This window comes from Vreelandella malpeensis (assembly GCF_020622355.1).
GTDB classification, from domain to species: Bacteria; Pseudomonadota; Gammaproteobacteria; order Pseudomonadales; family Halomonadaceae; genus Vreelandella; species Vreelandella malpeensis.
In genome coordinates, this window is record NZ_WHVL01000001.1 from 230,701 (window position 1) to 243,569 (window position 12,869).

A 12,869-nucleotide genomic window follows, 5' to 3' on the forward strand; every position below is an offset into this window, starting at 1 on the left:
ATTATAACGCCGTCAGGTCGACTGACGCTGACCGTGAATCGAAAGGAACTCACCCATGAGGGGTCGCACTACCATTCAATGGATCGTATCGTTGGGCATCTTTGGCGCGCCGCTTGCCCAGGCCAGCGGCATCACGTTCGAGGACGTGATCGCTCGTGCCGAAGCCCTCGCCGAGGCGCCTTTCGAGGCGCCCGAGGCAACGCTTCCCGAGCCGCTCCAGAACCTGAGTTATGACACCTACCGCCAGATTCGCTTCGACCCCGAACGCGCCTACTGGCGAAACGAGAGTCCGTTTTCGCTGCAGCTCTTTCACAGCGGTTTTTTGTTTCCCCACCCTATCAAGCTCAACGTCATCGACGGCGGCGACGTCGAGCCGATCCGTTTCGACACCGACGATTACACCTACGAAGGCGCGGCCCGAGAGCTGCTCGACCATGACCTGAGCGGCAGCGGCCATGCCGGCTTTCGCTTGCACTACCCGCTCAACAGCGACGAGTATCACGACGAGGTCGCAGTGTTTCTGGGGTCAAACTACTTTCGACTGGTCGGCCAGGGCCAGGTCTACGGTCTCTCCACGCGCGGCGTTGCCATCCATACCGCCCTCGCCGAGGAGGAGGAGTTTCCGGAGTTCCGCGAGTTCTGGTTCTTCAAGCCAGATGAAGATGCCACGGCCATCACCTTCCTGGCGCTGCTCGACGGCCCGTCGCTCAGCGGGGCTTACCGGTTCACGCTGACCCCGGGCGAGCAGACCCGGATGGACGTCGAGGTCGCACTATTTGCCCGTGAGGATATCGACAAGCTCGGCATTGCTCCCTTGACCAGCATGTTCACCTTTGGCGAGGCCACGCCCAGCCCGCCGGAGGATTTCCGGCCCCAGGTACACGACTCCGACGGCCTTTTGATGCATACCGGCGCCGGCGAATGGATCTGGCGCCCCCTCGACAACCCCGAGCAGTTGCATCTTTCGCTGTTCAGCGACGCGGACCCGGCCGGCTTCGGCCTGATGCAACGCGAGCGCGATTTCAGTCACTATCTGGACATGGAAGCGCAGTACCATCGCCGCCCGAGCCAGTGGGTCGAACCATTGGAGGACTGGGGGGCGGGCCACGTCGAGCTGGTCGAGATCGCCACGCCCGACGAGACCCACGACAATATCGTCGCTTACTGGGTCAGCGACACGCGCTTGAACGCCGGTGAGTCGCAACGCTTTCACTACAGCACCCATACCCTGAACGGCACCCCGCAGGAGCACGACTTGGCCCGGGTGATTCGTACCCGCCAGGGGCAGGCCGGCATCGCTGGCAACGCCGAGGCTCCCGGGCAGCACGAGCGCCAGTTCATCGTCGACTTCTCCGGCGGTGAGCTGGATGCGTTGGCAAGCGAAGCGGACGTGCAGCTCTACCTCGAGACCAGCAGCGGCGATGTGCGCGAACCCCACGTGCTGGCCCTGCCGGATCGACAGTGGCGCGCCAGCTTTCGCGTTCCCGCCGACAAGATGACCGATATCCGCCTGCGGCTGGAGCTCGACGACCAGCCGATCAGCGAAACCTGGAACTATGTGTGGTACCCCGATGCCTGAAAAGATCAATACCGAGGTGCGTATTCCCGGTCTCGCCGCACGACGCACGCTATTTGCCTTGGTGGTCCTGGCCTCGAGCGTAGCGGGCTTCTTCGCCATGCTGCGCGTGGTGGCCGATCTAGCCCTGGGCTGGCAGATGGCCACGCTCTCGCTGTTCGTGCTCACCTTCGGCTGGATCGCCATGGCCTTCTGGGGCGCAGTGTGTGGCTTCGTGCTTTGCGCGCTGCGTCTGGACCCACTGACCCTGCGCCGCCAGCGCCCTGCTTCGCCCAGCGCCTACCAGCTAGTCAGCAAGACGGCGCTCGTCATGCCCATCTATGCCGAGCCGCCAGTGCCCACCATCGCGGGGCTCGAGGCGACCTGTCGTTCGCTGCTCAAGCAGGCCGACGCCCACAGCATGGCCGGCGCCATCAACATTCACCATCACTTCGATGTCTTCATTCTCAGCGACACCCAGGAAGCCGCCCAGGCCGACGAGGAAGCCGCCCACGTGGCGGCGCTCCAGCAGCGCCTGGCGGGCCAGATCAATGTCTACTATCGCCGCCGCGAGAAGAACCTGGGGCGCAAGGCGGGCAACATCGCCGAATTCTGCCGACGCTGGGGCCGGCGCTACGACTACATGGTGGTGCTCGACGCCGACAGCCTGATGAGCGGCGCGACCCTTCTGCACATGGTTCACCGCATGCAGCGCGAGCCCGATGTCGGGTTGATCCAGACAGTGCCGATTCCGGTGGGCCAGCGCACCCTGTTCGGACGTTTCACCCAGCTCGCTTCCGCACTTTATAGCCCCATGCTGGCCGCTGGGCAGAGCTTCTGGCAAGGTGATGCGGCCAACTACTGGGGCCACAACGCCATCATTCGCGTGCGCGCCTTCATGGCCCATGCAGGGCTGCCCGCCCTGCCAGGCAAGGCTCCGCTGGGCGGCGAGGTACTGAGTCACGATTTCGTCGAAGCGGCGCTTCTGAAGCGCGGCGGCTGGAAGGTGCTGCTGGATACGTCGGCCACCACGGCGGTGTCCCATGAATCTCCGCTCACCGGCGCCTCGCACAACAGCTTCGAGGCCATGCCGAGCAATCTCCTGGATTTTGCCAAGCGCGACCGGCGCTGGCTGCAAGGCAACCTGCAGCACCTGCGCCTGCTGAGCGGCGCGGGCTTTCACCCCATCAGCCGACTGCACTTCTTGTTCGGCGCCTTCGCTTATTTATCATCGGTGGTATGGCTCGGGCTTCTGGTATGCACAAGCCTCTTGATCGGCGTACAGGCCATGGGCAGCGCCACCGGCGCGCCGCTGCCTCAGCCGCTTTCCACCGGGCTCTTGTCGGTTACGCTGTTCATGCTGGTCGCCCCCAAGCTCCTTGGCCTGCTGCTGACCCTCGGGCAGTGCCCACGAGCCTTTGGCGGTCGCTTCAAGCTGACCGTGAGCGTGGTACTGGAGCTGGTATTCGCTGCCCTGATCGCCCCCTTGATGATGGCCTGGCATACGCTGTTCATCGTCAACGTGCTGCTGGGGCGCTCCATCGAGTGGCAGACCCAGCATCGCGGCGAGCGCTCTTTGACCTGGAACGAGACCTGGTGGCATACCGGCTGGATGACCGTTTGCGGGGTCGCCTGGGCCGGGGCGCTGTACCTGCTCTCTCCTTCCGCCTTCGCCTGGCTTTCGCCGGCATGGTTTGGCCTGGTCGCCGCCGCCCCCATCGTCAAGTACTCCAGCAGCGGCACCTGGGGAGGCGTGCTCGCCTACCGCCTGGGCCTATTGAAGACGCCGAGCATCGCTTTCAAGCCTGCGCTGCTGCAGGACTTCGCCGCGCTCGGCGCGCGCAGTGACGAGCAGGAAGCGGTTCGAGCACCGCTCGAAGGTAGCGCCACGCCACTGCCTCTGGAGCTGCTTGGCGACATGCCCTGCCAGTCGTTTCGCCAGTTCGACCGTCGCCCGAGCATCGATTCGGCCAAGGAACCCCACTGATTAGGCAGCCTGCAGGCGCGGCGCGATCGTTGATTGGCTCGATCAGAGTGCGGCCAAGCTCGCCTTCGCTGCCTGAACCGACTTTATCCCAGGAGAGGCATGATTCATCACTGGCAGGCGCTGACCGCGCCACGACTTCAGGCACTGGCTGCCCGCGACCCGATCGCGATCCTTACTCTGGGCGCTATCGAACAGCACGGCACCCACCTGCCCCTGGGGACCGATCTGATCATCGGTGAAGGGTTGCAGCAAGCGATGCTCGAGATGCTCGATCCCGGCCTGGAGGTACTCTGCCTGCCGTCGCTGGCGGTCGGCGCCAGCGACGAGCACTCTCATTTTGCCGGCACCTTGAGCCTGCCACCGGCGCTCGCCATCGCCACCCTCGAGGCTTACGGCGAAAGCGTGGCGGGCGCCGGCATCAAGAAACTGGTGCTGCTCAACGCCCATGGCGGCAACAAGGCGGTGATGGATCTGGCGGCACTGACGCTGCGCAAGCGCTTCGAGCTGCGCGTGGTCAAGGCGACCTATACGCGCCTGCCCCCCCTGGCTGGAGCGATCGAGGCCGACGAGCTTCGCTTCGGGCTACACGGGGGGCTTCTGGAGACGGCCATAATGCTGCATTTGGCGCCGTCACAGGTGCACATGGAGGGTTACGTTCGCGCTGCACCAGCCCGCCCCGAGACGCCGGAGCACCTGCTGGGGCCCGAAGGCGCGGCGGCCTTCGCCTGGATGGGTGAGGATTTAAGCCTTCACGGCGTCGCGGGAGACGCCACCGGCGCCGATGCCGACCTCGGCCGGCGGCTGGTGGAGCACTACGGGGCCGGGCTTGCCCGGGTCATCGCAGAGACCGCCGCACTGCCGCCACTGCAAGGCCGCTGAGAAGCCCCCGCAAGCGTCGCTTGCGGGGTACGGTTCGCCTAGCGGGTGCGACCGGCGAGCACTTCGTCGAGCAGATGTCCGGCACGACTCGCCTTGGCGCTCAGGTAGCGATGATTCTGGTCGGTCACGCTGCCGTAGAGTGCCTGACGTGACACCACTTCGACCCCTCCCTCTTCGAGCGCTTTCATTTTCAGCGGGTTGTTGGTCAGAAGCTGCACCTTGTCGATGGCAAGCGCGCGCAGCATGTCCACCGCTACGGCGTACTGGCGCTCATCGTCACCGAAGCCCAGCACCTGATCGGCATCCACCGTATCCAGACCCGCGTCCTGCAGCGTGTAGGCGCGCAACTTGTTGGCGAGGCCAATACCGCGCCCCTCCTGAGCGAGATACAGCAGCACCCCGCCTCCCATGGCCTGGATATCACCCACGGCGTTGCGAAGCTGCTCGCCGCAATCGCAGCGCAGGCTGCCGAACAGATCGCCGGTAAGGCAGGCCGAGTGCAGGCGCAGCGGCACCGGCCCCTCGATACGCTCGAGATCACCGATCACCACCGCCACGTGCTCGCGCAGCCCGTCCGGCTCGCGAAACAGTACGAAACGGCTCTCGGCGGCATCTTCCAGCGGAATGCGCGCCTCGCTCACCCGGTTGAGCATACCCGGCGCCCCCGCCAGGCATTTTTCGGCCTCGCGTGCATCCACCTCGAGCAGCTCGCCGCTGGCCAGGCGTTCGTCGATGGCGCTCGCCTGCTCTTCGCTGACCACCGCGCAGAGCGCGGCAGGCACCAGCAGCGCCCGGCGCATCAGGGTGACCGCGCCGCGCTCGCCCACGCCCGCCGGTTTTAGGCCGCTGAGCAGTGCGCCCGGCGTCTTGCCTTCACCTTGCGACAGCGCCAGGCGATGCAGGTCGCTTGCGCTCATCTGCTCGGACAGCGGCAGGCTCGCCGCTTCGGCCTTGAGAGACATGCCCATCGCTGCCAGGCGATGGCGGGTCAGTACCATCGTCGGGCGCGAACCGGAAAGCCGTGACAAGGCCTCGACGGAGTCGCTGCCCTCCAGCGCCTGAACCAGCAGGCGCTCTTCGCCGGTGTCGAGCACGACGGGCAGGCCGCGGCGAATATCGAAAATGGCACGTTCAATGTGGTACATGTAGGCCTCCTGATTGCCTAGCGTATCGGGCGGTATGCGCTTGCGTTGGCCACTCGGCCCTAGCATGATTGAGCGTTGGTCTTATCGAGAGGACGTCATGCCCGACTCCGTTGGTGTTACGAGTTTCGCGCCCGAGGGCGAGAGAATCGAGGTGGATGCCGCCTGGCGCTGGCTGCTGGCCATTCGCGACGGCGCAGAAAGCGAGGCGCCCATCGATACCCGCGATGAAGGCAGCTGGACGAGCGAGGTGCCGGTAAGCAACGACGCCGCCGCGCTGCTGGAGTGTTTGCTGCCGCTGGCCAGGCGCGAAACCTGGACGCTGGCCCAGCTCGGCCAGAGCCTCGATGGCCGCATCGCCACCGAAAGCGGCCACTCCCACTATATCAACGGTTTCGAGGCGCTGGTCCATCTGCATCGTTTGCGGGCGCTGGCAGATGCCGTCGTGGTGGGCGCCGGCACCGCCTGCGCCGATGACCCGCAGCTCACAGTGCGCCACGTGAGCGGCGCTCACCCGGCGCGGGTCGTGCTCGACCCGCGCGGGCGTGTGGGCGGCCATCTTGCCCTGTTCGAGAGCGCGACGCCGCCCACGCTGCACCTCACCGGCCCCGGCCTCTCGCTGCCAAAAAACCATGCTGTCCGTTACGAACTGGCGCTGAACGACGCTGGCCAGTTCGACCCGGCGGCGGTGATCGCCCTGCTGCGACGCTGCGGTTACCGGCGCATACTGGTCGAAGGGGGTGGCGTCACCGTCTCCCAGTTCGTGGAGGCAAAAGCGCTCGATTGCCTGCACCTTCTGGTGGCGCCGCTTCTGATCGGCTCGGGCCGCCCGGGCCTTCAGATGACGCCGATCACGACGCTGGAGAGCGCACTGCGTCCACGGGTGCGTACCTTTCGCTGTGGAAACGACACGCTTTTCGACGTCAATCTGGGTTTCACCACCACCGACGGGCGTGGCCCGGTGGCGACGACCGAAGGCGACCCAGATCCCCGGTAGGCTCGACAGCATCACCAGCACTCCATAGGCAAGCGAAATGGCGACTCCCTGGGCGGACGGCAGGCCGACGAACAGCCAGACACTCGCCGCCGCGCCTTCGCGAAGCCCCCAGCCAGCGATGGAGAGAGGCACCAGCATGGCCAGCAGCAGCGGCGGAGTGAGTGCCAGGATATCGACGGTCGCAAGCTCGACGCCAATAGCGCGCGCCGCACACACCATGACCAGCCCATAACTCATAACAATGGCAAGAGATGAACATAACTGCCAGTACCAGACACGGCGCCTGAGCAGGCTACGACGCAGATCGCGTCCGAAGGCGAAACACCATCGCGGAAGCCAGGACCGTCCCGCTCGACCAAGCCAGGCCACCAGCAGCGCCACGATGGCGGCCACCCCCATCAACATCGTGATGGCGACCAACAAGCCAGTCGCTCCCAACGCCTGGTGCCAAAGCGGTGACAGCGCCAGCGCAACAACGACCAGAAGCGCTACGGCAACCTGACCCGAGGCACGCTCCAGCACCACCGCGCGCCAGGCGCTGCCGCGTGAGCCTGTCTGCCGGGCGTGGCGGTGCGCACGCCCGGCATCCCCCACCACGCCACCGGGCACTAGCTGATTGATCAGCAGGGCCAGATAGTACTCGCGCAAGGCGTAGCGAAAGCGCAAGGGCACGCCCAGGAGTCCAGCGGTGAATCGCCAGCGCCAGGCGCTCAGCATGACCTGCAGCACACTGATGCCCAGTGCCAGCACCACCCACCAGGGCGAGAGTCGGCGCACTTCCTGCATCACCTCGCCCGGGTCGACCCACAGGGCGACGGCGCCCAGCAGCGCCACGCTGATCACTCCGCGCTGTACCCAAGGGGTCTTCAACAACGCCAGCATGTTCATGGTCAGCCCTTCTGCGCCGGCAGCGCGAGAAGATCCTGATGCCCTACCCATACCCCCAGCTCGCCAACCGCCAACGACGCCCAGCGGGCATCGCGCCACGCCGCGATACGTTTGGCCTCTTCCGGCGCCTGTTCGGTGAGCGCCTCGGCCCACCCTTCCACCAGGGCGTGCATCATCGGGCGAAGGCTTGGCTCATCGGCGCTCAGGTGCCAGGGAGTGGCCGTCTGCTCGATCCGGTAGCCCTGCCCCGCGAGGGCCTCTACCAGTACCGGGTGTGCCGCCCCGCCCAGGGCGTCCCCCAAGCCCTTGTCGCGCTGCTGATGGGCGTTGAACAGCGCCAGCGCCCAGCGATCGTCTTCGTCGTCCAGCGGCTGGCCCGCGCGATCCAGAAAGCACCACTGCTCCGTCACGCTGAGCGCGATCAAGAGCGCCTGGCGGTTCGCCGCGCAGCGCTCGGCCAGCGTTTCAAGCCACTCGCGAGAAGCCAGGTCGAGAAGCGCCGACGCGCTCACCAACCGAGCCTCGTCGAGCGCCGGATGGCTCAGGTCACCAAGCGATGCGCAATGCGTGTCGATCGTGAGGGAGAGCGTGGCTTCCCGGGCGAGGCGATGGGCGCGTTCGCGCGCCTCGTCCAGCAGGGCTTCATCGTGATCGAGAAGCTGCCAGCGCTGCGCGCCTCGAATACGCGGGGCAAGAAACTGCAGGTTGCTGCCGCGCCCGCACCCCAGGTCGACGATGCTGGCAGCCCCAGGCTCGTCAGCGAGCCAGCGCGCGGCCCGATCGGCAAGCTCGCCGCTGCGCGATGCACCATCCACACTTTCACGCAGCGTCAGCCAGTCGGCAGCGAACTGGCTACCCGCCGCCAGTGTGGAACGGGGTTCGAGTGCTTTCACGAAGGCGTCACCCGCCGCCTGCCAGTCGACGAGTGCCTCTCGCGCCATGAGGGCTCCTTCGCGCAGGCGGTGGCGCAGCTCGCCATCGCTCAGAAAGCGCTCGAGCTTCGTTGCCAGCGCCTCGACGTCGCCCGGTGGGACACTCAAGCCTGCGTTGCGCGGCAGCGTCTGCGCCAGCGCCCCGCCGGTGGTGGTGATGACCGGCAAACCATGGGCCAGCGCCTCGGTGATCACCATGCCATACCCTTCGTACCAGGAAGGCAGCAACAGCGCATGGGCGCTTTGGTAGGCGGCTTCGAGGGTTGCGGCGTCGCACTCGCCATGCAGAGTGATACGGCTTGGCTCGTGACGCGCGATCAGCTCTTCGACGCGCTGGGTAAAAGACGCATCGCGATGGCCGCCGAACAGATCGCATCGCCAGGCCTTAGCTTGCACCCTCGACAGCGCCTCGACGAGCACGTCCTGCCCCTTGCGCGGGGTGAGCGTGGCCACGCACAGAAGGCGAAGCTCTTCGCCCTCGACCGCCGCCGGGCTCACCGGCGCACGCTCGACCCCGGGCTCGACGACGCTGACAGGTGCCGTGATCTCGACACCGTACGCCTTTGCAAGCGCCTCGAGGCGCGCGGCGGTGAAACGGCTGGTGACGATGATGCGCGAAACGCTCGAAAGCCCTTGAAGCTCGCTCAGGTGAAAGCGCTTGCTCGTCGCCTCGTCAAGCCCCTGCTCGTCACCCAGCGGGTGATGCAGCAGGGCCGTGATATCCAGCCTTGGCGCATGGCGTGCAACGCTGTCCGGCAAGGCGCCCATCACCAGGCCATCGACGATAATGCGCTCTGCATCCTCCAGGGCGTCCAGCGCTCTATCGAAGGCGTTGGTGGCCACCTCACAGGCGTCGGGAAAACGGCCGTCGAGCTCCGCCACGTCCACTTCGAAGCCGTGGCTTGCCAGCGCGTCCACCATTCGAGCGTCGTACACGTAGCCGCCGGTGCGCTGGTCGAGCGAGCCGGCCACCATCAAGGTGACGCGGTTGCTCATAGGGCGCCTTCGTAGCTTGCCCAGGCGACGTGGGACTCGTGGAGTTTCACCTCCATGTGGGTAATGCCTTGGGCAGTCGTCCCCATACGCCCCTCCTTGATGCTCTTGGCGAGCGCCTGAAAGATCACGCCGGCCATGAATTCCGTGGTGGTGTTCTTGCCCTTGAACGCGGCCACCTCGTCCAGGTTCTGGAAGTTGTAGTCGGCCAGCGCCTCCTTGAGAGTCTCACTGGCCAGGCCGATGTCGATGACCAGGCCATCCGGGTCGAGCTCCGGACGCATGAACGTTACGTCGACCACGTAGGTCGCGCCGTGGGTACGCTGGGCAGGGCCGAAGATCTCGCCATTGAAACTGTGGGCAATCATGAAGTGATCGCGAACGCATAGACGGTACATGGTGACTCCTGTCGGGGTTAATCGTTGTCGGGGTAGGCAATGCGGTGGCAAAGCGCCCGACTGCCGGGCCCCAGAAGCGCAGGGGCCAGCGCGGGGAATTTCTCCAGCGTGCATTCGCCGCTGATCAATTGATCGAGTACCGGATCGTCGAGAAGACGCAGCGCAAGCGCCAGACGGCGGCGGTAATCCCAGCGGGGCTGCATCGGCGCCGGTAGCTGGCCGACCTGGCTCGCCTTGATGGAGAGGCGCTGGGAGTGAAAGGCGCCGCCGAGCGAAAGCGACGTCTCGCCTTCGCCGAACCAGCTCATCTCGATCAGGCGCCCTTCGCGCCCCAGCAGGCTCAGGCCGAGCTTGAGCCCCTCGCCGTGGCCGCTTGCGTGAATCACGCAGTCCTGCTCCTGTGGCGCGCTGTCAGGCGTGGCGAAGTTCACGCCCAACGCTTGGGCGAGCGACTGGCGCCGAGGGTCGATATCGATGAGATGCACGTTGACGCCGGGAATGCGGGCACACAGATACGCCACCAGTGCGCCGACCACGCCGGCCCCCACCACGCAGAGCGTCTCGCCCAGGCGGGGGTTGGCATCCCATACGCCGTTGACGGCGGTTTCCATGTTGGCGGTGAGCACCGCGCGCTCGGCAGGCACGTTATCGGGCAGCGGCAGTACGGCCTCGACCGGCACGACGTAGCGGCTTTGATGCGGGTAGAGGCAGAATACGTGCGCGTTCAAGAGCGCCTTTGGCCCCTGTTCGACCACGCCGACGCTGCAGTAACCGTACTTGACCGGGGCAGGAAACTCGCCGTCTTGAAAGGGGGCACGCATGCGCGCGTATTCGCTTTCGGGAACGCGGGCGTTGAATACCAGCGACTCGGTGCCTCGGCTCACGCCGCTGTAGAGTGCGCGCACGTGAACGTGGTCTGCGGTGAGGGGGTCGAGCGACGCAGTTCGAATCTCGCCCTCGCCGGGGCGCGTGACCCAAAACGCCTGGGCGGTTTCCGGCAGTGGCATAAAAACGGTTCCCTGTTGGTGGTATCTCTTTTTAACGCTCAAGAGACAATTATTATTCGATCGGACTTTTCCTGTTCCCTTCGTGAAAGCTTAGCCGAGAAAACCGTCGACGCCTCAAACTTACGATTATTTGGTAAAAAAGAGCTAACCTGCTTAAAGCAATAGACAATACGCGCCAGCATGTACGAAAAGTCGTGACCCTATTTTCAATGCATAACGAAACGCGGCTAGTACCGCTTTGCGAGCCACCATGTCGCTGTTCATCAACGCGCCCAGCGTGACCCCGGCCAAACGTTTCTACAGCGCCCTGGAACTGTTTCTGGGCGGTTTACTGTTGATTGCCCTAGGAACGCTGATACCGGGCCTGATGATCTCGAAAAGCAACTGGGCGACGGCAGCCGGGGTGTACGGCGTCATCGTCTTTTTGACGTTGACACTCTGGCGCGCCGGGCCGCTTGGCTGGGCCAACCGGGTGACGCTCGTGCGCGCGGTGCTGGTGGCGCTCGTCGCCGGGGCGCTGGCCGACAACGCCTTCGTGGACGCCATTTGGATATGGCTTTGCATGGCGGTCGTCTCGCTGATGCTGGATGGCATCGACGGGTTCGTCGCCCGCCGGACGAACAGCCACTCGCACTTTGGCGCCCGCTTCGACATGGAGCTCGATGCGTTGATGATCCTGCTGCTATGCATCGGCCTCGTACGTCTTGAATCCCTGGGCGCCTGGGTAGTGCTGATCGGCGCCCTGCGCTATGCCTTCGTGCTGGCGGGGTGGCGCCTCGAGTGGCTGGCGGCCCCCCTCTTTCCGAGCCTCCGGCGCAAGACGGTATGTGTCTGGCAGGTGCTGGCGCTGCTGCTGTCTCTCACGCCGCTCACCAGCCATACGACGGCGATGCTGCTGGCGCTGAGCGCGCTCGTCGCCTCCGTCTACTCTTTCGGGGTCGATATCCATTGGCTCTATCGGCAGGCCCGTAACTCCTCTTCCAGATGACGCCTGTTCAGGTGGCTCTTGTTCCCTTTCACGCCCTCCATGCGCCAAATCGCTAAAACCGATATGGTTAGCTGAAAATATAATTATTGAATAACAAGCCAATTGAATATTCTTTTTTAGAATAAAGGGCTTTCAGGAAACAACGTGTCATGAATTTTCAGCAGCTGCGGATCGTGCGTGAAACCGTGCGCCAGCACTACAACCTCACTGAGGCGTCCAACGCGCTGTATACCTCCCAGTCCGGCGCCAGCAAGCAGATTCGCGACCTGGAAGAGGAGCTTGGGGTCGAGCTCTTCGAGCGCCGCGGCAAGCGTATTCTGGGCCTGACGCTGGCGGGCAGCGCGCTTCTGGAAATCGTCGAGCGCATCCTGCTGGACGTGGAGAACCTCAAGCGTTCGGCGCATCAGCTCACCCACGAGGACGAGGGGAGCCTTGCCATCGCTACCACCCATACCCAGGCGCGCTACGCGCTGCCGCCCATCATCGCGCGATTCAAGCAGGCCTTTCCCAAGGTACATCTGGAGCTACACCAGTGCGGTCCGGACGAGATCGTCTCCCTGTTGAAAGCCGGCAAGGTGGACATCGGCATCGCCACCGAAGCACTACATGAAGAAAATCAGCTGTTTGTCTGTTTTCCGTTCTACCACTGGTATCACGGCATCATCGTTTTCGATGATCACCCCTTGAACGACGGCACGCCGTTGACCCTCGAGCGCATCGCCGACTACCCCCTCATTACCTATCACGATGGCTTTACCGGACGAACACGTATCGACCAGGCCTTCGCCGCCGCCAGGCTTACCCCGGATATCGTGCTGACCGCGCTGGATGCCGACGTGATCAAGACCTACGTCGAGCTCGAGATGGGCGTGGGGGTCATCGCTTCGATGGCCTACCACGAGCAGCGCGACCGCGGTCTTACCCTGCTCGATGCCAGCGCGTTGTTCCCGCGTAACACCACCTACCTGGCCCTGCGCCGCGGCCACTTCCTGCGCGGTTATGCCTATCAGTTCTTGAAGCTTTGCCGCGAGAATCTGGACGAAGAGACCGTTCAGCGGGTATTGGCAGGGCGCCAGGGTGATTTCGTTGCACTATGAGCGGCG

The 12,869-nt window shown here is 64.7% G+C and carries 10 protein-coding genes and 1 pseudogene; 6 read left to right on the forward strand and 5 right to left on the reverse strand.

The annotated features are described in order from the left end of the window. The first annotated feature begins 55 nt into the window (after positions 1 to 55). The 3 genes from GEV37_RS01055 to GEV37_RS01065 all read left to right on the forward strand — a co-directional run bounded on the left by GEV37_RS01055 (position 56) and on the right by GEV37_RS01065 (position 4,421). Positions 56 to 1,579 (forward strand): OpgD/OpgG family glucan biosynthesis protein, encoded by a 1,524-nt coding sequence (locus GEV37_RS01055; protein ID WP_227388316.1) that lies wholly within the window; start codon positions 56 to 58, stop codon positions 1,577 to 1,579. Continuing rightward, positions 1,572 to 3,542 carry a glucans biosynthesis glucosyltransferase MdoH gene (gene mdoH, locus GEV37_RS01060; RefSeq protein WP_227388317.1) on the forward strand — a complete coding sequence of 657 codons (1,971 nt, stop codon included), beginning with the start codon at positions 1,572 to 1,574 and terminating at the stop codon, positions 3,540 to 3,542. Before GEV37_RS01055 ends, mdoH begins: the two co-directional genes overlap by 8 nt. Positions 3,543 to 3,641: 99 nt before the next feature. Beyond that, positions 3,642 to 4,421 carry a creatininase family protein gene (locus GEV37_RS01065; RefSeq protein WP_227388318.1) on the forward strand — a complete coding sequence of 260 codons (780 nt, stop codon included), beginning with the start codon at positions 3,642 to 3,644 and terminating at the stop codon, positions 4,419 to 4,421. A gap of 38 nt (positions 4,422 to 4,459) precedes the next feature. Here the strand turns inward: GEV37_RS01065 and ribA are convergent, their stop codons facing one another. After that, positions 4,460 to 5,566, reverse strand: a complete 1,107-nt coding sequence (gene ribA / locus GEV37_RS01070) for a GTP cyclohydrolase II RibA (RefSeq protein WP_227388319.1) — start codon at positions 5,564 to 5,566, stop codon at positions 4,460 to 4,462. Positions 5,567 to 5,663: 97 nt separating this feature from the next. Here ribA and GEV37_RS01075 point away from each other — a divergent pair, with 97 nt between their 5' ends. Then, positions 5,664 to 6,560, forward strand: a complete 897-nt coding sequence (locus GEV37_RS01075; RefSeq protein ID WP_227389191.1) for a RibD family protein — start codon at positions 5,664 to 5,666, stop codon at positions 6,558 to 6,560. Between the two features lie 24 nt (positions 6,561 to 6,584). Here GEV37_RS01075 and GEV37_RS01080 read toward each other — a convergent pair. From GEV37_RS01080 to GEV37_RS01095, 4 genes and pseudogenes are all read right to left on the reverse strand, one after another. Further along, positions 6,585 to 7,499: pseudogene (locus tag GEV37_RS01080) on the reverse strand (lysylphosphatidylglycerol synthase transmembrane domain-containing protein); the annotation flags it as partial. Beyond that, the gene (locus GEV37_RS01085; protein WP_227388320.1) at positions 7,451 to 9,376 is read right to left on the reverse strand and encodes a glycosyltransferase; all 1,926 of its coding nucleotides are present in this window, start codon (positions 9,374 to 9,376) and stop codon (positions 7,451 to 7,453) included. The gene GEV37_RS01085 and the pseudogene GEV37_RS01080, both read right to left, overlap by 49 nt. Then, complete coding sequence (locus GEV37_RS01090) at positions 9,373 to 9,771, reverse strand: 6-pyruvoyl trahydropterin synthase family protein (protein WP_227388321.1); 399 nt, start codon at positions 9,769 to 9,771, stop codon at positions 9,373 to 9,375. The genes GEV37_RS01085 and GEV37_RS01090 overlap by 4 nt, the downstream gene beginning before the upstream one ends. 17 nt (positions 9,772 to 9,788) lie before the next feature. Continuing rightward, a complete protein-coding gene (locus GEV37_RS01095) occupies positions 9,789 to 10,778 on the reverse strand; it encodes a zinc-dependent alcohol dehydrogenase (protein ID WP_227388322.1) in 990 nt (329 codons plus the stop codon). A 250-nt stretch (positions 10,779 to 11,028) separates the two neighbouring features. On the opposite strand from GEV37_RS01095, the gene GEV37_RS01100 reads away from it, so the two are divergent. Next, the gene (locus GEV37_RS01100; protein ID WP_227388323.1) at positions 11,029 to 11,766 is read left to right on the forward strand and encodes a CDP-alcohol phosphatidyltransferase family protein; all 738 of its coding nucleotides are present in this window, start codon (positions 11,029 to 11,031) and stop codon (positions 11,764 to 11,766) included. A gap of 149 nt (positions 11,767 to 11,915) precedes the next feature. Then, positions 11,916 to 12,863, forward strand: a complete 948-nt coding sequence (locus GEV37_RS01105; protein ID WP_227388324.1) for a CysB family HTH-type transcriptional regulator — start codon at positions 11,916 to 11,918, stop codon at positions 12,861 to 12,863. Positions 12,864 to 12,869 lie beyond the last annotated feature (6 nt).